The sequence below is a fragment of the Novosphingobium sp. Gsoil 351 genome (assembly GCF_009707465.1).
Classification (GTDB): domain Bacteria; phylum Pseudomonadota; class Alphaproteobacteria; order Sphingomonadales; family Sphingomonadaceae; genus Novosphingobium.
Genome location: NZ_CP046120.1, coordinates 3,677,728 through 3,697,966, shown reverse-complemented (window position 1 = coordinate 3,697,966; position 20,239 = coordinate 3,677,728). Strand labels below are relative to the sequence as shown.

Annotated in this window: 18 protein-coding genes and 2 pseudogenes; 12 read left to right on the top strand and 8 right to left on the bottom strand. The window is 60.2% G+C overall.

Going from position 1 to position 20,239, the window contains the following annotated elements; all coding sequences use genetic code 11:
* Positions 1-130: 130 nt before the first annotated feature.
* Positions 131-643, bottom strand: coding sequence for a PilZ domain-containing protein (locus GKE62_RS17790; RefSeq protein WP_154693392.1), 513 nt, complete (start codon positions 641-643; stop codon positions 131-133).
* Positions 644-805: 162 nt separating this feature from the next.
* Between GKE62_RS17790 and GKE62_RS17785 the strand changes: the two are divergent.
* Positions 806-1,009: pseudogene (locus tag GKE62_RS17785) on the top strand (transposase); the annotation flags it as partial.
* 78 nt (positions 1,010-1,087) lie between these two features.
* Here GKE62_RS17785 and GKE62_RS19525 read toward each other — a convergent pair.
* Entirely contained in the window at positions 1,088-1,231 is a 144-nt protein-coding gene (locus GKE62_RS19525; RefSeq protein WP_195908724.1) for a hypothetical protein, read from the bottom strand.
* Between the two features lie 420 nt (positions 1,232-1,651).
* On the opposite strand from GKE62_RS19525, the gene GKE62_RS17780 reads away from it, so the two are divergent.
* Positions 1,652-2,299, top strand: a complete 648-nt coding sequence (locus tag GKE62_RS17780) for a PEPxxWA-CTERM sorting domain-containing protein (protein WP_195908514.1) — start codon at positions 1,652-1,654, stop codon at positions 2,297-2,299.
* A 487-nt stretch (positions 2,300-2,786) separates the two neighbouring features.
* Here GKE62_RS17780 and GKE62_RS17775 read toward each other — a convergent pair whose 3' ends face one another.
* Both GKE62_RS17775 and GKE62_RS17770 read right to left on the bottom strand, forming a co-directional pair.
* A complete protein-coding gene (locus GKE62_RS17775) occupies positions 2,787-3,053 on the bottom strand; it encodes a hypothetical protein (RefSeq protein WP_154693390.1) in 267 nt (88 codons plus the stop codon).
* Positions 3,054-3,307: 254 nt separating this feature from the next.
* Entirely contained in the window at positions 3,308-4,351 is a 1,044-nt protein-coding gene (locus GKE62_RS17770) for a hypothetical protein (RefSeq protein WP_154693389.1), read from the bottom strand.
* Positions 4,352-5,304: 953 nt separating this feature from the next.
* Here GKE62_RS17770 and GKE62_RS17765 point away from each other — a divergent pair.
* Positions 5,305-5,520, top strand: coding sequence for a hypothetical protein (locus GKE62_RS17765; protein ID WP_154693388.1), 216 nt, complete (start codon positions 5,305-5,307; stop codon positions 5,518-5,520).
* 142 nt (positions 5,521-5,662) lie between these two features.
* On the opposite strand, the pseudogene GKE62_RS19265 reads toward GKE62_RS17765, so the two are convergent.
* Together GKE62_RS19265 and GKE62_RS17755 are read right to left on the bottom strand one after the other, a co-directional pair.
* Positions 5,663-5,782, bottom strand: a pseudogene (locus GKE62_RS19265) (PEPxxWA-CTERM sorting domain-containing protein); the annotation flags it as partial.
* A gap of 66 nt (positions 5,783-5,848) precedes the next feature.
* The gene (locus tag GKE62_RS17755) at positions 5,849-6,436 is read right to left on the bottom strand and encodes a hypothetical protein (protein ID WP_154693386.1); all 588 of its coding nucleotides are present in this window, start codon (positions 6,434-6,436) and stop codon (positions 5,849-5,851) included.
* Positions 6,437-7,438: 1,002 nt separating this feature from the next.
* On the opposite strand from GKE62_RS17755, the gene GKE62_RS17750 reads away from it, so the two are divergent.
* The 4 genes from GKE62_RS17750 to GKE62_RS17735 all read left to right on the top strand — a co-directional run bounded on the left by GKE62_RS17750 (position 7,439) and on the right by GKE62_RS17735 (position 11,482).
* Entirely contained in the window at positions 7,439-8,404 is a 966-nt protein-coding gene (locus GKE62_RS17750; protein WP_154693385.1) for a UDP-glucuronic acid decarboxylase family protein, read from the top strand.
* A gap of 779 nt (positions 8,405-9,183) precedes the next feature.
* Positions 9,184-9,570 carry a transposase gene (locus GKE62_RS17745; RefSeq protein ID WP_154693384.1) on the top strand — a complete coding sequence of 129 codons (387 nt, stop codon included), beginning with the start codon at positions 9,184-9,186 and terminating at the stop codon, positions 9,568-9,570.
* The gene (gene tnpB, locus GKE62_RS17740) at positions 9,567-9,914 is read left to right on the top strand and encodes an IS66 family insertion sequence element accessory protein TnpB (RefSeq protein ID WP_154693383.1); all 348 of its coding nucleotides are present in this window, start codon (positions 9,567-9,569) and stop codon (positions 9,912-9,914) included. The genes GKE62_RS17745 and tnpB overlap by 4 nt, the downstream gene beginning before the upstream one ends.
* A 62-nt stretch (positions 9,915-9,976) precedes the next feature.
* Positions 9,977-11,482 carry an IS66 family transposase gene (locus tag GKE62_RS17735; protein ID WP_154693382.1) on the top strand — a complete coding sequence of 502 codons (1,506 nt, stop codon included), beginning with the start codon at positions 9,977-9,979 and terminating at the stop codon, positions 11,480-11,482.
* A gap of 346 nt (positions 11,483-11,828) precedes the next feature.
* On the opposite strand, the gene GKE62_RS17730 is transcribed toward GKE62_RS17735, so the two are convergent.
* The gene (locus GKE62_RS17730) at positions 11,829-13,040 is read right to left on the bottom strand and encodes a DUF1996 domain-containing protein (protein ID WP_154693381.1); all 1,212 of its coding nucleotides are present in this window, start codon (positions 13,038-13,040) and stop codon (positions 11,829-11,831) included.
* Between the two features lie 856 nt (positions 13,041-13,896).
* Entirely contained in the window at positions 13,897-14,409 is a 513-nt protein-coding gene (locus tag GKE62_RS17725; RefSeq protein ID WP_154693380.1) for a hypothetical protein, read from the bottom strand.
* A gap of 582 nt (positions 14,410-14,991) precedes the next feature.
* Here GKE62_RS17725 and GKE62_RS17720 point away from each other — a divergent pair.
* From GKE62_RS17720 to GKE62_RS17700, 5 genes are all read left to right on the top strand, one after another.
* Positions 14,992-16,614: an MBOAT family protein gene (locus GKE62_RS17720; protein WP_154693379.1), complete on the top strand. Its 1,623-nt coding sequence runs from the start codon at positions 14,992-14,994 to the stop codon at positions 16,612-16,614.
* Positions 16,580-17,731 carry a hypothetical protein gene (locus GKE62_RS17715; RefSeq protein WP_154693378.1) on the top strand — a complete coding sequence of 384 codons (1,152 nt, stop codon included), beginning with the start codon at positions 16,580-16,582 and terminating at the stop codon, positions 17,729-17,731. Before GKE62_RS17720 ends, GKE62_RS17715 begins: the two co-directional genes overlap by 35 nt.
* Positions 17,732-17,977: 246 nt before the next feature.
* Positions 17,978-18,445, top strand: coding sequence for a GtrA family protein (locus GKE62_RS17710; protein WP_195908513.1), 468 nt, complete (start codon positions 17,978-17,980; stop codon positions 18,443-18,445).
* Positions 18,390-19,286, top strand: coding sequence for a glycosyltransferase family 2 protein (locus GKE62_RS17705; protein ID WP_370516023.1), 897 nt, complete (start codon positions 18,390-18,392; stop codon positions 19,284-19,286). Before GKE62_RS17710 ends, GKE62_RS17705 begins: the two co-directional genes overlap by 56 nt.
* A complete protein-coding gene (locus GKE62_RS17700) occupies positions 19,283-20,239 on the top strand; it encodes a lysylphosphatidylglycerol synthase domain-containing protein (RefSeq protein WP_154693376.1) in 957 nt (318 codons plus the stop codon). Before GKE62_RS17705 ends, GKE62_RS17700 begins: the two co-directional genes overlap by 4 nt.

Below are 20,239 nucleotides of genomic sequence, written 5' to 3'. Positions count from 1 at the left end.
GTCTTTCTGGTTTCCTAGCGGCCACATCGCCCAACCATCTAGATGGGATTATCGTTTCCGCGTCGCCAACGCCTAAACGGGCTTTTTAGCCATAATGCCGGCGCCTGCAATCGTAGCTCCCGCGGCAAGCTCAGTTCAGGACAAAATAGATTACCGAGCCAATCAGGGTCCAAAACAGCACAGTCAGTCGGAACGCCACCGAGAAGTTGAGTTCTGGGCCCAATCGGATAGCTCCCGCCCTGGGAGCAAAAACCATCTCGCGTGTCGCAGCTGTGGGTTCGCCTTGATGCCCGCGAGCGTCGGCTTTGAGGAGCGCTGCACTGATTGTGCCAGGCGAGATCTCCTCGTCCAGGCTGCAACCGAAATATCTGTGGTTCGCCCACACCACGCGTGCGATCACCGTGCCCGCGCCGGGTAACTCGATTCCGATCACTTCCCCTTGCGACAAGGCCTCGGTCTCGGCCTCGATCAGGAAGCCCATGGGGGAAATGTCACGCACTATAACCGGCAATTCGCCTTGGGATTGCGAACGGCTAATCGCCGAAAGAGTGAGAGACCTTCGACTGGCCGCCCTACGAGCCGGTCGCTCCGCGCCGCTTAAACCCTCACTCGCGCCGACTTGAAGAACTGCATTGAAATGCATCACCCAGCTCCTTGCGACCTGGGTATGACCTCTTCATCTTAAAGAAGAATATACCGCGCTGCGGGTTCGATGATGCGTAGGCGCTGTCCCACCGCCACATTGCGTGGCTGAAGCGCAGCGCCGAGTCTCCGCGCCCCGATCGGGCTGGAGTGCGCTGCTACTATGATAATCTCGGGTGATAATCCTGTGAGCAGGGGCGTGCAGCGGTTCGAGGTGTTCACGGGTGCGGGCAAGCGCCGTGACTGGCCGCCTGAGGTCAAGGCTTCGATTTTCGCGGAGTGCTATTCTGGCCGCGAGGGCGTCAGCGCCGTGGCACGTCGGCATGGGCTTGATCCTTCTCAGGTCTACGCATGGCGGCGAGATTTTCGGGAACGCCAGGTTGGTGGTGACGATCGCCGAAGTGCGCTCGTAGAGCCTCCTGACGAGGTGGAACAGCCGCCGGGCCTACGAGTGGGCGAACGGCGGATAGCCCAGCTCTTCGCAGTCGACGAAGTCGAGGCCGGAGAGCTGGGCCGCGAGCACGCCGGCCTTCCCGAGACGGAGGGCGTTCTGGACCTTGGTATTGTCTTGCGCGCGCGCGGTGCTCACGTATTCAAATGAGGCGGCTGGGCGCTTAGCTGCCACGAGTGAGTTAGCTCAAAAAGGCGAACGAGCCCAAGATTCTGGCGTTGCGCGAGCTGGCTGGCGCCTAGACCGCGCAGACGGCAATCTTTGGGAGCCGACATTCCTAGTCATTCTATCAAGCCGTCATCCACACGCGATTGATATCCCTGGCAATCGGCGACCAGCCACCGTCACCGCGGGGGAATAACCGGCAACGCGAAGTTCGTCCCTTGCCAGGATTTCGTTTCAATCTGGGACAAGATGGCAACCCAATGGCCAGCAACGCTATCTCTCTGTTAGTTAACCTTCCCTTTCGCTTTTTCGACAGGTATGGTGACTTCGAATCGGCCAAAGGGTCGAGAGTGGGCGCAATCTAGTTTTCCTCGGTTTTGTTGGAGTTTGGTCATGCGTAAATCTCTCGCGTTTTTGGGCGCAATGGCGTTACTTCCCGCTGGTGTAGCGAACGCCGCGACGATGATCAGCTTTACCCCCGGTGGTTCCAGCCCGCCCGCCGGTCAGGCAGTCGTGTACGATTTCGACTCAACAACTCCAGCCAGTTTGGTGCTGAGTTCATCTGTGCAGATTAAAAGTCCTCCCGGCGACAGCAATGGTGCTCCTCCGGCAAATTCTACGCCTGCCGGCACCAAATATCTCTCTGTCCTGGCTGGTGGTATGGCCACGATCAGTTTCCTCAATCCGGTCTCCGCATTCAGCTTCGATTGGGGATCAATCGACGATTACAACACGTTGACTCTGCTGACGAGTGATGGGCTGGAAACGGTAATTCCTGGCAGCGATTTCTTCACTCCCGCTAACGGGGATCAGGTTGACCCCGGAACGAATGGCCTTTTTCAGGCGTTCGGAACGGGAGACACGCTATTCAATGGGTTTAGACTCGAATCTTCGAAGAACTCGTTTGAAATTGACAACGTCGCGGTGCCTGTACCGGAACCTGCTGCATGGTTGATGATGCTGATCGGGTTTGCGGGCATTGGGACGGTGATGCGCCGTCGTGGCGGTTCTAGAGTAGCCCGGGTTCGGTTCAGTTCGTAGACAGTGAATTTCGATTAGCTCTTTTAGATGCGCGCCGAATCCGGCTTCGGCGCGCATTTGTTTCCTTGTATTGAGACCCGGTTTCAGCTGAAATGTGACCGGCTTTCGAGTCCTGGGCGGTTCAGAGCTGAAAGATTTCAGTGACTGAGGTGCTTTCCGCTTCTGGACCCCCAGCCGCTTTTGATGCAGGGTTCTGACCTGCACCTCGATCTTGGACAGCCTGGTCTCCCAGATCACCGGACGATCGACAATCTAGGATGGTCAGAGCATCGGCTCTGAGCCTGGCAATGAAAGTCTGGGTGTTTCCGTGTTCGTACGGTGGGCGCCCATGGAGAAGTGTACTTTTTTTACGCGCTCGCCCCTTCACCCGTATCATCTTGGTGAAGGTTGCGGTCTCGTTGACGAACTCTAGGCGATGGGGGCCACGTTGCATCAAAGGCAGTGGGTGCATCCGGCAGTCCGGCCGTGCCCGCCGCAAATCCTCGCATCAGTACTCCGATGCCAGCACAGTCTTTTCCAAGCTAAGACCGGCTGTGATCAGGTCCTTAAAAAGTGTAGCGTGATGCACCGTGGGGCTGGCTTCGGTCTTCAGCCAGACCGCCACCTCAGGCACGGAGTTGTCGTCCTCGGCCTCAGCCCAGGCAATCACCCGCGCCATGCGCAGTACCAGCTTGCCATTGCCGGGGGGACGTCCGTGTCGCGCCAGCGCCGCCCATCCCGTTCGTGGCGCCCGCTGTACCGGTTCGCTGCTCAACTCGCACCGAGCCGGAAGCGCCGCGGCGGTTCGCGCCAGGAAAGAGCAGAATACACGTGATCCGCGATCCGCTCGTGCAGATCACTCGAATGCCAATTGCCGGAGATCCACGTCAATGGAGGATGAATCGATCGTGTCCACCAATCAAAAGCACAGCAAAAGGCGACCGGCGCGGCACTCACCGTTAATTACCGGGTTTTCGTCTGTGAGGCACCCAGAGAGCGAGCTCCCGCCGGCCATAGCCACCAGCGCGTCTACCGAGCGGTGGCCAGCGCGCGGTCTATCACGGCAACCGCGGTTTGATATCGGTTCGCATCGAGCGCGCCGAACCGACGTTTGAACTCGCCCTCGGTAATCCCTTCCGGCCCTTGCAGCACCACTTGTGGCAAAAGCTGATCCGCAGTGGCAATTGAGAGCCACTTCGCTGTCGCGCTGGCGGACTGCGGTGCAATCGCGACCTTTGCTATCTGAACCCCCGCCCGGTCCGCTGCCAAATCGACAAAGGAGAAGCCAGACGGGTCGTTAGCCGCAAAGCTCGATTGCGGGGAGACGCTATCGGCAAGCTCTTTCCACTCGCCTACGGCACGCGCAAGCTGCGTTCCTTGGGCTGCTGAAATGGCGGCCGACAACGCCCAATGCTTTGGCAAGTCACCCCGGCCATAAAGCGTCACCGTGGGAGGATTGATGCGACAGCTATTTGTCTGGCTTGGTTCAACTCCAGCGAGGTAGCCCGCTTTCTCGTCGCCGACCAACATAGCCAAGGCGACTAGGGTAGCTGCATTGCGACTGGGAGAAGGCGGAACATTGCTGGAAGCGAAGGCTCGTCGGACCTGAGCTGCAAAGTCGCGCTCGGGCTTTGCACGCTGCTGGGCCGTAAGCTCGCAATACAGCTCGACCACAGATTTGGAGTCGATTGCGTTGCCGTACAGGCCAGCTAGTCGATCGACTAACCCCGTCTTGCTCGGGAGTTTTAGGGTCGCGCTCACGACATTCTTATCGACGACGACGGCCCGCAAGATCTCGTCGAGCGGGGCAAGGTCAGTACCGCTTAATGTCAGCACCCAGCGGGCCAGTTCAAAGGGATACCGACCTAGGCTGGCGGGCAGAGTAATAACGCCCGCTGACAGCTGAGGTGATGGAAATCCTGTGCTTTCGCCCGCAAAAGTGGCCCGCAAGTTGAGCCAACGTCCAGCCACTAGGGGGCGACTAGTTTGAACTTCGAATTGGCCATGCCGTGCCGTCATTTTCAATCGCCAGGGATGCAGTCCGTGGCTGACCAGCGCGCTGATACCGGCCATCTCGGTGTCGGACAGCCTGACCGGAATGCCCTCAGCGAGACCAGAGCTTCTACCGCGTAGTTGCCAAAGCGCGGACCGAGCAGCGCCAGCCTCTTCGGCAGTAGGGGCACTCCTCGATTCTACCCAAGGCCTCTCACTAGTCATGGCAAACCAAAGGGCGACGAGCGCAGAAATGAAGTAGAAGGTACGCCGAAAAGCCCAGTACCGCCAAAGTCGCAGAAGCCGGAGCCGCAGGTTGTTGAGCGCGTCCGAGCTCTTCCCGGTGCCGTCAGGCGTCACGAGCATCGGGGATGTCACAGCGTCATTCCCGCCCTCTCAGCGCTCGCCGATCATTCCTGAGTGCGCAATCGAATTCGTGTAATGCGGTGGGGGAGAGCTCAGTCGAACTTCGGCCGTCCCGGCCTGGTCGAAAACCTTCCGAGCACACCTTAGCTTGCCGTGACAACGAGAGCGGCCATTGCCAAGCTGCCTCCACCCTCGGCTGGTTTCACGGCCTCAATCGAACTCGCCAGCGCCTGCTCGCGCGCGCGCTGCGGGTGCAGCGTGAGTTCGTTGGCAAGGGGACTTCCCTTGAACCAGCGAATTTTGCATCAAGCGACACGGGCCTACTTTCGAATTGTGGTTCGGTAAGTCCCAGACTGTAATCGGGAGCAAGACAAGTCGCCATACCAGCAACGGATATGTTCCTCAGGCCGGGTACGGACCTGCTTGGGAACTTGAGTTTGTTAAGTCTCAAAGGTGTGCAGTGCGGGCTGGCTGACGAGCAGGTCGATGTTTCCGTTTGATCGTGGCCGTTCCCCTCACTCCCTAACGCAGTCCAACAGCTTGATAGTTGGGGGTCCTGTCCCGGGGCGTGGTGTAGCTGGTGATGCACGAACCGCACATGTGAGACCGGAGGCGACGGATGCCTCACCGCAGTTGATACGGTGTTCTTATTATGTTCCAAGAACGCTATGACCCGAGTCGACCCCGAGAGTCTGGCGACCCACCTTGAGGTCGCCCTCGCCTGCAGCCCGCCCGCCGCCATTGCAGCGCTCACTCACGCCGACCGCTATCATCGGACAAAGGCCATCCGCTGGCTCGCTCTTTATCTCGCCGAGCGGCTCGACTCCTTCGAGTTAACCGCGGGATGGGACCTGGCCGGTGCCCACCCCACCCTGTTCGAGTAGCCGCCGCGCTCGAGGCGTTGGCTGGCTTCACCTTCGTCCTGGGTTTGGGCGATGGTTCGCTGGGGTAAAAACGCCGGAAGTGGGAAGCCTGGTTACGCGCCGCTCTGGACCGCGGCTGAATTGTTCTGCCTTTTGCCTTTGCTCACAAAGTAAATGCGACGCGGCGCCGCACCTTGCCGCGACTCCGCATTGCGCCGCCAATAAAGCCAAAGCCAATCAGCATCATCGCCCAGGTCGCCGGTTCCGGGACCGCCGCACTTACGGTGATCGCACCCAGCTTGAAGCCGTCGTCTCGCGAATCCGGGTTTTGCCTCGCGGCCCCAATCATCTACACGTTGCCGACAAGACCCGCCGAATTGAGCATGGTGTCGTAGGGTGCCGAGTTGTGCCCCGAGACCGTGTAGTCGTTGTTCTGGAGCGCACCGCCGATCTGGAGCGCGCCGAAAAGGGGGCTGTTGATCGGCACAGTAGCCGGCGTCGGCGAGACAAACGCGTTGGCCACCGTCGCGTAGCTGACCGTCGCGTCGTTGTCGTCAATGGTACTACTCACATCGAACTGGGTCAGCCGGGCGGACGAGATGTTCACCAGCTGATTGAACACCAGCAGAATGAAATCATCAGGGCCGACGTTATCCACAGTGTGGCTGTTGTTGCTTGCGCCGGTGCCGTCGCTATTGCTGGTGACGCCCAGACCGGACGAATAATAGCCGAGATAAGCCTGCTCAAGAACATCATTATTCCATGTCCAGGCCGATGCCTGAACGCTGATGCCACCGCTCGAGAACGCGCGGACGTTGCCGTTAGTGCCGTCCAGCGCCGAACTCCCGCCCGTGAAGAGGACGGTTGCTGCAAGCGCTGGAGAGGTGGCGATCATGCCGAGTGCCACCGCGCAAAGAGTGGTGAATGGTCTGCTCATCGGGTGCCCCCCAAGATAAAACGTCGATCGGTGCAGGCGCTCCAAACTTGGACGATGCGGTGGGATCGGCTCGTCGAAAACTAACACGAACCTAACGCGCGACGCGACTCAATCGTGTGTCTCAAAACGAGACGAGGCTGGTGCGTGGAACAAATCAATAAGGGATTTTGAGGAACGCGCTAAAGCGTGGCGAGTCCACATGGATCCAACGACGCGTTGGAGCTGTGACAGCCCTATCCCGATCTGTTGGTCGAGGAGAAGACCTCTGCCCATGGGCGAGACGATCGACTAGCCAGACCGGGGCTCGGGCTCTACTTCGCCGCGGCTCCCGACAGTTTCCTGATAATCTCGAGCAACACAGCGTCCTGACCATGATCGAGCCTGGCGGCGTGACTGAATTGTCGATCGGCCGTTCGCGCGGCGGCTGAACGACCACGAAAGAAAGCAAAACGCGATCCCGAATACGGCTGATCACCGCTCCGCCGCCAGCATAGGGAATTTGAAGCGCCCACTTCTGCGGAAACTTCAGTGCCCATTGACAACCGCGCTGCTCGACCGGCTCGCTCACCGCTGCGACATCGTCGAGACTGGCAACGAGAGCTAGCGGTTCAAAATCCGCAACGCCACCTGAACCCCTTCCTCCGGACCCCCATGCCCCGGGTTGACCCGGAGGGCCCACAGGCACCTCCCAAGACGCGGCCGCCAGCGCTCCTGACGGCGCTCGCTCTGCCCGCGGGTCCCTCCACGGACTACCGGGGCAACCCGAAAACGCTTTTCACCAATGGGGTCAATGTTGGGCGCCGATCGAGGGTCGCGATCCAGCGCCGGTTGACAGAGGTTGGCCGTTCCTTAGTTTTGGCCGCTCTTATGATCAGCGCCGACGAAGATTTGCAGGCGTTCAAGACGCCTTGCGGTTCGCCGGATCTAAAATGTCTCGACATTGGCAGCGGTAAGGGCAACTTCTAGTGCGGACGCTGTTCATAAACTTGGATTGGGATTTCCTTGGCTAGAATCACTTACGGACGGCGCCGCGTGCTCGTCACCGGCGGTGCCGGCTTTCTCGGCTCGCACCTGATCGACCGGCTGCTGGCCCGCGGTGACGAGGTGCTGTGCGTCGATAACCTGTTCACCGGCGACAAGAGCAACATCGATCACCTGGCGGCCAATCCCCGGTTCGAGTTCATGCGCCACGACGTGTGCTTCCCGCTGTACGTCGAGGTCGACCAGATCTTCAATCTCGCCTGCCCGGCCTCGCCGATCCATTACCAGCACGATCCCGTGCAGACGACCAAGACCAGCGTGATCGGCGCGATCAACATGCTCGGCCTCGCGAAGCGCTTGCGCGTGCCGATCCTCCAGGCCTCGACCAGCGAAGTCTACGGCGATCCGCACATTCACCCGCAGGTCGAAAGCTATTGGGGCAACGTCAACCCGATCGGGATCCGCAGTTGCTACGACGAAGGTAAGCGCTGCGCCGAGACGCTGTTCTTCGACTACTATCGCCAGCATGCGCTCGACATCAAGGTGGTGCGGATCTTCAACACCTATGGGCCGCGGATGCACGCCGCCGACGGGCGGGTGGTGTCCAACTTCATCGTCCAGGCGCTACAAGGGCACGACATCACGATCTTCGGCGATGGTTCGCAGACCCGCTCGTTCTGCTACGTCGACGACCTGATCGAGGGCTTCCTCCGGTTCATGGAGGCCGGACCCGACGTGCACGGTCCGATCAACCTGGGCAATCCCAATGAGTTCACGATCCGCGAGCTCGCCGAAGCCATTATCGCTCAGACCGGCTCGCGCTCGCGGCTGGTTACGATGCCGCTGCCCGCCGACGATCCGACCCAGCGCAAGCCCGACACGACCATCGCCCAGGCCGAGCTTGCCGGATGGGAACCGACGGTGGAACTCGAGGAAGGACTGCGGCGGACGATCGCCTATTTTCGCTCGGCACTAAAAATTGCATGATCACGGCGGCAAGGCCCGTGCGGTTGCCTCTGGGTGTGCAGACTCGACCGCTAATCTTACTGACACCCAAACGACCCGCCCGGCAAAGCCGGCTCGGGCCAAACGCGCAACGGCGCTGGGCGCAGAACAAGGAGTGATCGAGCATGGCTAGGATGTACCTCCCTCCCCGGCTCGTCCGCGAGCGACGCGTCAATCCCACCCGCTCGTGCCCCGCGCACCGGGCCTGGGTGCGGCGGCATCGTTGTTCTGTCGCGGGTCGTATTGCTGGGCCGATCGCGTGCGCCCAAGGCGCTCCGCCTGCTGGCATCGGCGCTGTATCGAGCGAACATCCGGGGATTCACGGAGTAAAATGACCAGAAGTGACTGGCGACCGAAAATAAGCGAACGGCAAATTGTAAGGAAATCTGCTTATTTGGCGGCAGATTTGATGCGGCGTGCTTTTACGCAGTAAGGCGCCATCACCCGTTTGTATCAATATTTAATCACGCGCGAGAATTTGCAGCCGTACCTCTCCGCGCGTTCGAAATGAGATAATCGGCACATCGACATCTTGATCTGCATGGCAGCAGCGAAGCGATATGCATCGTCCTTTCGAACGACCGGAAATACCCGTTGCCATTTGTGGAAGGGACCGCGACAGCTTCGCTGTTTACCCTGCGCAATGAGCACAATGAAGGAACGGCGTACTGCCGGAGTAAGCGTCCGGTGATCCCCACCTTGCAGTTGCCGTGACGAGCAAGCCACAGGTGTAGCACTGTGGCAGGCACTGGTGCGGCACTATGGCTACGCGCATCATCGATGTTGTGGACGCGGCCCCGGCTGGTCCGCGCCGGCGGTTCAGCGAGGACGACAAGGCGCGGATCGTGTCGGAGGCGATGATGCCCGGCACGTCGGTGGCCGAGGTCGGCCGCCGGTATGGGGTGTGTGGGTCGCTGATCTACCGCTGGCGCAGGACGCTGGTGGGGTCGAGCCTGGTGCGGGCGGAGCGATCACTGTTGCCGCCCAGCGGGTTCGTGCCTGTGGAAGTCGCCGGGCCGGTTGCGGCTGCTCCAGAAGCACTGTCCGCGGGCGCGATCGAGGTGATTGCGGCGAGCGGCCATCGCGTGCGGTTCGCTCCGCCGATCGACGCGCGCGTGCTCAAGGCCGTGCTTGCCGGGTTGACGTGATCGGCCCGCCGGCTGGGGTCCGGGTCTATCTCGCGGCCGGCGTCACCGATATGCGCAAGGGCTTCGACGGCCTCGCGGCACTGGTCCAGCATCGGCTGAAGCGCGATCCGTTCGGCGGCGCGGTCTATGCGTTCCGTGGCAAGCGCGGCGATCTGGTCAAGCTGCTATGGTGGGACGGACAGGGTCTGTGCCTGTTCGCCAAGCGTCTCGAGCGCGGCCGCTTCACTTGGCCTGCGACCGCCGAGGGTGTTGCCGTGCTGAGCGCGGCGCAGTTGTCGATGCTGCTCGAAGGGGTCGAGTGGCGGCACCCGATCCGCACCGCGCAACCCTCGCTGGCGTGGTAGTAGAACGGCGGTTTTGCGTGCTTTTTGCGTGCCGTGGCGGGCCGTATCTGGTATAAGTGGCCATGTTGCTCGACGCCGATCTTCTCCCCGACGATATCGACGTCCTGAAGGCGATGCTGGTCGCCGCGCAGGCCGAGCTCGGCCAGCGCGACCTGCTCATCGAGCGGCTCCAGATGCAGCTCGCCAAGCTTCGACGGATGCAGTTCGGCGCGTCGTCGGAGCGGCTTGCGCGCCAGGCCGATCAGCTCGAGCTGGGCCTCGAAGAAGTCGAGGCCGATGTTGCTGCGGTGACCGCACCGGCGCTGGCCAGGATGCGTGAGGCCGCCAAGCCCTTCCGCCAACCGTTGCCCGATCATCTTCCGCGCGAAGAGGTGCTGCACGAGCCCGCCTGCGCTTGTCCCGATTGCGGCGGCGCGCTGCGCAAGATCGGGTCCGACGTCACCGAGCAGCTCGACTATGTTCCGGCGAGCTTCCGCGTCATCCGTCACGTCCGTCCGCGCTTCAGCTGCCGGACCTGCGAGCGCATCGTCCAGGCGCCCTTGCCATCGATGCCGATCGAGCGCGGCCGGCCCGGCGCCGGGCTGCTCGCGCATGTTCTGGTCAGCAAGTATGCCGACCACCTTCCGCTCTACCGGCAGTCGGGGATCTACGCGCGCCAAGGAGTCGAGTTGGCCCGTTCGACGCTGGCCGACTGGGTCGGGCGATCGGCGACGCTGCTTGACCCCTTGGTCGACGCGCTCGAGCGCCATGTCATGGGCGGCGGCACCCTGCATGCCGACGACACCCCGGTTCCGGTGCTCGCTCCAGGCACCGGCCGCACCAGGACCGGGCGGCTGTGGACCTACGTCCGCGACGAGCGGGGATGGGGCGGCGAAGCGCCGCCCGCGGTGGTGTTCCGCTATGCGCCCGACCGCCGCGGCGACCGGCCAGCCGGGCACTTGCGCGCGTTCACCGGCGACCTCCACGCCGATGGCTATGCCGGGTTCGACCGGCTCTACGGTACGAAGATCGCCGAGGTCGCCTGCTGGGCGCACGTCAGGCGCAAGTTCTTCGACGTCCACGCCGCCACCGGCTCGGCCACCGCGCGCGAGGCGCTCGACCACATCGCCGGACTCTACGCGATCGAAGACGAGGTTCGCGGCCGACCACCCGATGCGCGACGATGCGAACGGCAGGCTCGAGCCAGCCCACTGCTGTCCGCGTTGCGAAGCTGGCTCGATGCGACGCTGCCCAGGCTGTCGCGGCGCTCCGACCTTGCGGTCGCCATCCGCTACGCCCTCGCGCGCTGGTCGGCACTGGTCCGCTACATCGACGATGGTCGCCTCGAGATCGACAACAACGCCGCCGAGCGCGCGCTGCGCGGTATCGCCATCGGTCGCAAGAACTGGCTGTTCGCGGGTTCCGACCAGGGCGGGCATCGCGCCGCCGCCATTTTCAGCCTCATCGAGACCGCCAAGCTCAACAAGCTCGATCCGCAAGCGTGGCTCGCCGACACCATCGCCCGCATCGCCGATCACCCAGCGCGCCACATCGATGAACTGCTGCCCTGGAACTACCGGTCAGCCTGAAAACCCGCTCACCGGACGCTTACCTGCCGGAGACCGATGGGGGACCGCAATTGCGGGCGGGAGAGATCGACCCGAGAGCCCTTTCATCAATATCGGCGATGGCCACGGCTCCGAGACGATCAACCGACTCCAAAAGGCAGAAGCAACCTACCGACTATTGCAGTATCGATCGTTTCCGAAGCCGGAGCAAGATGCTACGACACAGTGCACAACCGCACCCTGGAGTAACTCAAACACACTGGTCTCCGCCAAACTCCGACGGATCAGAATCCTCATTCCGCCGGATACAAGCCGGGACCAGTTTCGCTCTAAGTTGGCTCAGGCTGGCGGAGTTCCAGGAAGTGTGTCAGGCACCAATCAACTGCTTGCCGTTGCCGAGGTCGCCGCCCGAGCACGACAGTCCTTTGTTGATGCAGTTGTCCATCCAAATTTTCTTGGCTCCGGCTACCCAGCTTTCGATGTAGTCCGCGTGGAGTGTCTCACCGGGTTGGGCGCCAGGCAACATATCGTCGCTCGACAACCTTACGCTGCTAGTACCATCCGCTCGGATCATGGCGGCGGTCACCGTCCACATCGCCTTGTTCTCTTCCTGCGGAATGTAGAAAGGATGGCTAGCGGGACAGTGGGCATTTCCATCCCCCCGGGAATAGTCTGCATACGCCACGTGGCTGCGGTGATCGGGCGTGTCGAGATACTTCCCGTCCCAGCAATTGGGAGCGATAGTGTTCGCTACCAGGGTATCGCCCGCCTTGCAGCCGCTGGCGAAAACTTGATTCAGGTTTGCGTGATGCAGGTTGTCGCCGCCCGAGCAATACCAACTCGCGCCATCCACCTTCGCTGTGGGGCTGTTCATGTTCCAGCCGAAGACATAGCGGATCTGGTTGGGCAGCGATACGCAGGTGCCAACGAATTTTGCACTGTTGGGATCGCAGTAAGCGGAAGATGCGGCGCCTCGCTTGTAGTAAACCGAAATGAAATTAGGCTGCATCACGTTTCCAAGATCATCGATAAGCGCTGGCATCCAATAGGAGGAGCGGTTCAGACTATAGGCCGTCTTGTTGCAGTTCGTTGTCGCGCTGGCGGCGAGGCTCGCCGGGGTCGTGGCGGCGCTAAAGTCCGTATTGCCCCACGCTTTGTGCAGATGGCTCTTACCCGGCTGATTGGGATAGACCAGCGGATCGTCCTGGGCGACCTTACCATCTCCCCCGCAGGTGAATCGGAATGCGCCTTCCGACCGGTCACTCGTGTAAAGTCCGGGAATTTCGCCGGTCCCCCACGCAGCCTGTAGGCCGTTGGCAATATCGAAGGACGCCAGAAGATCGGGTGCACCATCGAGCGTTGGCGACAGCACATAGCCGGCTGCCCCGACCGTCACCGCTAAGGAGGTCGATGTCGCCGTCGGTGAGGGTGACGGAGTTGGCGATGGAGCTGCGACGAGCTTCACCTTGCGCGCCAGTTCTCCTTGGTCAGCGCTTGAAAGCAAGTCTCCCGACCCGCCCCCGCAGCTTGCGCAGAAAAGTAACAAAGCGGCAATCGACATGTTGCGGCTATAGGTCATATCAGTCCGGCCCCCAAGCGAGTGGACTTAATTTGAGGTGAATTGCCTAAGGACGAGTAAAACCGGTTGCCTAATTTTCTGTTAACCGAACTGCGCGCTCGCAATCATTCCGTTGGCAGCACGACAAGACGAACCCGCAAATCATCAATTGACCATGATGTAAAAGGGGCCGACGTTCGTTTGAGTGCGTTACCCGAGGCACCACTGCGACTTGCGCAAGGCCACAGCCCCGTACCAACTGGCGCGACCTGAGAAACTTACATTGACCCGACCCGTCTGTTTTTGTTGCGGGGCGGATAGCGGTGGGTTTTTGAGCGACAAGTCGCGCGGCCCGGATTTTTGGATTAAACGAGATTGGCCGTGGCTTGGTTGCGGCCAAGCGACGCAGTATCCACTCAAGTGAGTGCAGGTCCGATCAATTGCCTCGACAGGTGCTGGGGCTTGATCCGGGATCTGCGACAGGGAGGTCCGCAGGCGGAACTCACGGCAAACTCTCATTAGTTCGAGTTGATCTGCGCAATCGCAGCAGGACTCGTCGCACCGCTCCATGCCCAACAAGGGTTCTCAGCGCGTTCCCGAGCTCTGGTTCGCGAGTACGGCTATGATGCCGACCGGCTCCGCCCCTCGCTGCGTCCAGCCGAAAGCATGCTCGTCTTGCTCGGCCGATCGAGCCGCAAGCGAACGGTCCGAGTCGACCGCGATCGCTTCGAGGGCCGTCATCTGATCGGAAATTCCATCTGCCGCCGGAAGGACGTCCGTGGCGTCGCAATCAGCTACGACAAGCGCGCCGTCAACTGCCTCTGAGGTTCCGCGGTCGCGACCATGCTCGCATTCCTGCCCAGAAAGGGTCCTGAACTTAAGATGGTAGTCTGGCGAGCTTCGCCCGTTCCAGCCTTACAGATTCGATCTGCTGCTCGATTTTGCGCAGTTCTTTTGCCCGATCGGTTCGTCCACCCTGCCGACTGAGAATCATATCGCGCCTAAGTGTGAGATCATCGAATCTGTCGATCAGTTGCTTGTCCTGTTGCGCACGCTCGGAGGCGGGCGTTGCGTGTTTCGCCTCGGCCATTCGCTTGCGCGTGAGTGCTGTCTCAAATGCGATCGTGCGGTCAATTGCCTCACCGATGGTCTTCGGTTCAATATCCTGGGCGAACGCAGGTCGTCCGCAGTAATTTTTCGATCCCGGCCAATGAAACGCAGCATAGGTAATCAGCGCTGTGCCCTCACCGGGCGAGAGCCCCTCCTTGAGTTTTTCCAAGACCGCTGGTTGACCTAGATCGAGCCCCGCGAGCTTCACATCGCGCGGCGGAGTGCCGCAAGCTGCCAGGAGGCACATTCCCGCCAGGGCCAGGTAAGCTTTCGCGATCAAATTTCCGCTCCTTTGCGCAGGACATAGCGCAGGTTTGGTTAACCTCCTCCCAACAGCACCGTCTGATTCGACCGGTTGGCGTCCCAAGGGGGATACATCGGCATGCGCCGGGCGATGAGGAGAATTGACAAGCGTTGCAACCGCATGAAATTCGAGTTCGTCCGGGGCCTCCTTGGGAACGTGCTTATACGGTGCTTATATCCGCCCCTCGCCTGGCAGGCTGAATTGACGTCGTCGTTCGTAATCGCCAATGGTGCGCACCTGATGATCGTACACGCGTGCGTCCTGATATCGCTAGGTCGAGAAGCGGTGGTGTAATTGACCTAGGGAATCGCTGTCTGCGAAACATATCAAGGGTCCGGGAAGATCGAGGGGAAATCTCGCGACGATACCATCGCTGGGGCGAAATCTATGTCAGAAGACTAGGCGTGCTCTGAACAAGGACCGGAAGTGAATTCTCCTAAATCGGCGATAGCTGGGATGGGCCAAGTGGGCCACCCGTGAGGTGAGTCAAGAGTGTTGTAGACAACGCACTCCTCTGGCTAGTCAGGCATTTGAACTGATAACGAGCGCGCATAGGTTATGCTGTTTAACTCACTCGATTTTTTGGTTTTCCTTGCGATCGTTTACGCGTTTTACCGCGTGTTGCCGTTTCGCGGGCAGAATTGGCTACTGCTTGTAGCGGGCTATGTTTTCTATGGCTGGTGGGACTGGCGCTTCCTTTTCCTACTCATATTTTCCACCACGATCGATTTCTGGTCCGGACTCGTGCTCGATCGCGGACGACTTACAAGGCACCAGGTCATCGTGCCTGGGCTGTTTCTGACCGGTGCGGCGTTGTTGCTGCTCGGCTGCAACATGTCAGAACTGCTGGGTCGGCTCCGCGGAGACGGAACCGAAGCGCCTCTGCTGACGCCAATGATGCAGTACGTGCTAATCGGCATACCAGTGTTTCTGGCCGGGCTCACGTTGGCATATCGCGTGCTGGCGACGCTGCCCGAGGAGCGCCGGCGCAAAACTTGCGTCGGCATCAGCGTGACCCTGCAGCTCGTCGTCCTGGGTTTCTTCAAGTACTTCAACTTCTTTATCGACAGCCTCGTTGCCTCGTTAAACGCGGCCGGATTCGCGGCCCAGGCAAGCCACTTCAGCATCGTGCTCCCAGTTGGGATCTCGTTCTACACCTTCCAGTCGATGAGTTACGCGATCGACATATACCGCCGCGAGTTGAAGCCCACCGACCGCTTCTTCGATTTCGCGGTGTTCGTGGGCTTTTTCCCTCAGCTCGTCGCCGGCCCCATCGAACGCGCGCGCAACCTGCTGCCGCAGATGAGCCAGCCTCGCCAAATAACCGGAGATCAGATCCGGCGCGGTTGCTTCCTGATAATGTTCGGCATGTTCAAGAAGGTTGCGATAGCCGACGGCATGGCGATGGTCGCCGATCAAGCCTATGCGGTTCCGGATGCGACCTGGGGAACCGTAGTGGCCGGAACGCTGGCCTTCGCTGTCCAAATCTACTGCGATTTTTCGGGTTACTCGGATATCGCGCGCGGTGTAGCCAAGCTCTTCGGCATCGAGCTGATGTACAATTTCAATCAGCCCTATTTCGCGGGCTCCCCGCGCGACTTCTGGCAACGCTGGCATATCAGCCTGTCGACCTGGCTCAGCGATTATCTCTACAAGCCACTCGGCGGTAACCGCGGAAGCCTGGCCTTCACCTGCCGCAACCTCATGCTGACGATGCTACTCGGCGGGCTTTGGCATGGTGCGGCGTGGAACTATGTGCTGTGGGGCCTGTATCATGGGACGGCACTGAGCGTTCACCGGGTTATCGTCAACGGGCGCGGTCCGGCGCGCGACCGCCCGGCGTTGGCCATCCTCAAGATCACCGGTTTCGGGATCATCACGCTGTACGGCTGGCTGCTCTTTCGCGCGCGCTCGTTCGATCAGGTTGTCAATTACACGGCTACCCTGTTCAGCGGGCGTGGAGGGCTTGAAATCGATGCCGGTCGGCCCGCTATCTCGGCAGTCGCCGGCCTGTTGCTACTGATCACTTGGGAGATCGCCCAGTATCGAAGCGGGGGTGACGCGCGCTTCTATCGCCAGATCCACCCTACGATCGTGGGTTTGGCCATCGCATTTATGCTGTTTCTTACATTGATGGGAACGAGCAATGAGCCCGCCCAGTTCATCTATTTCCAGTTTTGACGAAAGAGCTGCCCGCCGCCGGGGTTGGGTGACCATTGCCTGGGTTGCGCTATGGCTCGCCATTCTCGATGTGGGTGTAAACGTCGCCTTCGCCTATCCCAACGACCCCAAGAATCTTCATCCAAGCAAGCTGGCGCTCTATTTCGATTATGGGCGCTCGATGGAGGGGCGCCTGCGGCGCATCACGCGCTCCCATCGAGAGTTTACTGCACCGATAACGCTTGCGGGCTGGTACGATCCGCTGGTGGCGGTTGAACGGCCGGCCAAGCCCGGCGCGACCGAGGTGACGATTTACGGAATGTCCCATGCGGTCAGATTGGCCGACGCGCTACAGGCCACTCCGACCAAGTTCCAAGCGCGTTCGGTTGGAGCCCCGGGGGCAACCACGAACTGGTCCTATGGCGCGTTCCTGCGCGACCCGGATCGCCGGCACAGCAAGGTGGCGGTGCTGGCGATCATGTCCTCGACGTTACCGATGATCCTCTCGCCTAGTCCAATGGATTGGAATACCAGCTTTGCGATGCCCTATACAGCGGACCGGTTTATCGAAACCGCCGGAGGCCTGCGCCAAATAAAGCCGCCGTACGAGAGTTTTCCCGAATATGTGAGCACCTTCAACGATCCTCCGGCGTGGACGCAAGCCCTCGAACAGTTCGCCCGGACCGATCCCTTCTACGATTCCTTCCTGTTTCGTGCGAGTTGGCTCGACAATTCCACGCTTGTTCGACTGATCCGGCGCGCATGGGCGCAGCGGCGCGACCGCGAATGGCGCAACCGTGCGCTCACGGCGCAGAGCCATGATCGCAAAAGCGAACCGGTCCGAATTGCCAACGCCATTGTCATCGATTTCGCTCGAAGGGCGAGAGCCGAAGGGATCGTGCCCGTAATCTACATCATCGACAGCTTCGGCTACGGCGACCAGCTTACGCGCGCGCTGTGCAGCACCCTGGCCCGCGAGCAGATTCCTTACGTGTCGACCAGTCAACACATCGACCCGAAGACCCCGACAAATTACCTGCCGGATGGTCATTTCACAGACGCCAATGATCGCAAGCTCGCCGCTACGCTTGCCCAGGTCATGGACCGAGAACTGGCCAAGACGGCGATTGGGCGTTGAACCCTCTGAAAAACCGGGTCGAGCGCCAAGGCTTCGGATTGCCCAACCCTTGGGCCGACGCAGGGCATGTACGTGCTCGACCGGGCAGATCGCCGCAGCCAGCATCTCTCCTGAGGATGGTGCGCCGCCCCTGATTGAGCATGATTTGTGCAACATCTCACGGCGAATCGGCAGGGTTCAGACCAAGCAGTGACGCTTGCGTGCAACCATTCGTTACCGTACCGGCATCTCGCCAAACGCGCGGAGTTGAAGGACGAAATGAGCTTGCTCAAACTGCCAGCTTTCACGCTGCTTTCGGGTATCGGCTGGTGTATCGATTTCGTGATCTTCAATTACCTAGTCGCGCTCGACCATACCTATTTCGCGTCAAATCTGGTCAGCGCGGCGGTGGCCGTGTCGTTCGTTCTGATCACGGCGCGACACTGGATCTTCCGCAACCACGTCGAAAGCCTGCACGGAGTCGTTGTAAAATACGTGCTTTGGAATGTGGTGTCCGTCACGGCGGCATCGTTCTTCGTTCAGATTACCGCCAGCGGCCTGGAGCAGATCGATCTCAGCGGCATCGCCTCTGCGACCGGACATGTCACAGGCATGACTCCGAATAGAGTAACGATCGTGTCCAACCTGTCCAAACTACTCGTTACTCCCATTACAATGTATGCCAACTTTCTGGCCGTCGGCTACATCGTCGAACGTCGATTTAGCTTTTACTAGACCAGTCACCTATAAAGTCGGGATCATGTCTGACCGTTTCCTAATTTTCGTGCCCGCCTACAATTGTGAGAACCAGGTGCCGCGCGTGATTGCCGACTTGGCGTGCCTGACGGACGAGCCGGGCAAGTTCGCCATCGCGCTCATCGAAAACCGATCGACCGACAGCACCCTCAGGCGTGCCGAGGCCTCGCTCGACGCCTGCCCATTGCCGGACAAATTACTCATCCAGAACGACGAAAATTACAACCTTGGCGGGTCGCACAAGGTAGCGTTCGATTTCGCTCGCGCGGAAGGATATGAGTATGTCATCGTGCTTCACGGCGACGACCAGGGATCGATCCGCGACATCCTGCCGCTTCTGCGCAAAGGTGGGCACCGGAATCTTGACGCCTTGCTCGGTGCCCGGTTCATGAAGGGATCGACGCTTCAAGGGTATTCGATGTTGAGGACGTGGGCCAATGTCACCTTCAACCTGATCTTCTCGGCCGTTGCCGGCAAGCGCTTTTACGATCTCGGTTCCGGATTGAATCTGTTCCGGCGATCGATCTTCGACAACGGTTTTCACCTGAAATTCGCCGACAACCTGACCTTCAATTATTATTTGGTGTTCGGGCTCGCCGATACGGGCAAGCGCCTCGCCTTCTTCCCGATCAACTGGCGCGAAGACGATCAGATCTCGAACGCAAAGCTGTTCACCCAGGGCATCACGATGCTAAAGATGCTTGGACAGCGCATCCGATCGAAGCAGGCTTTCCTGCGCGCCGAACATCGTATCACGCCGCGGAGCAGTTACCCGGCTACGGTCGTTCGGCGCTGGTCGCCATCGGAAGATCCCGCTTGACCCAGGCCAATCGTTTTCCCTTTGCGATCGTATCCGGGATCACGTTCCTGGTTATGGCCATCTGGCTCTTCAGGGCGCCGCAGGCCTTCTCGGCTCGTCAGGTTCCGCACGCCCAAGCGGCGTTCGTCAGTATCGGCTGCGTCGGGCTTTATCTGGTTTCGCATCTGCTGCGCGCCATCCGGCTGGCCGTGATCGGGGTGTACATTCACAAAACAAGTTTCCGCACCCTCGCGTTGCTCAACCTGTCCGTCGCGCCATGGTCGATGATCGCACCGTTCAAACTGGACGAATTTATCCGGCTGAACGAATTGCGCACGGTCAACGGTTCGCTTCCGAAGGCGCTGATCACAATCGTCATCGACCGATCGATGGACGGCCCGATGTTCCTGGCCTTTGCAGTCGTACTTGTACTCGGCGGGATGCCCGGCATCGCGCTTTTCGTCGGCATCTTCGGGATTGGGATGATCGCGGTAACGATCGGCTTTTTCGCCGCGTCGAGGGTTCTTCATTTCATTCAGAGTTACATCTTTTTGCACCACTACAAGCCTCGCGCGCTTCAGTCGCTGCAGATCGTGCATCAGTTGCGTCAGCTGGCCAGTTTGGGCCGCGAAACGATCAAGAGCACCGCGCCAATCCTGGTGGTCTGCACGATAGGCATTTGGCTCTTTGAAATTGGAGCCGTGGCGCTGATGCTCTCGGTCTTCAGTCCTGCTCACGGCAGCCTGTCCGCTTCATTGGCGGAGACGCTGGTCCGCGCCAACTCCGGCTGGCGCACGCTTCTGTTGCTCGATCAACTGGGTGTTCCGTCCGCGCTCACCACTCGGCTGTTTTTTGCCGGCCTGCTAATTGTTTGGCCTTTAACGATCTGGTTCTATTGCAGACGTCGCATGCTGGAGGTTTCCAACGCAGATTTCCTTGGCCGCCATTGGGGGCCAACGGTGACAAGGGCCTGA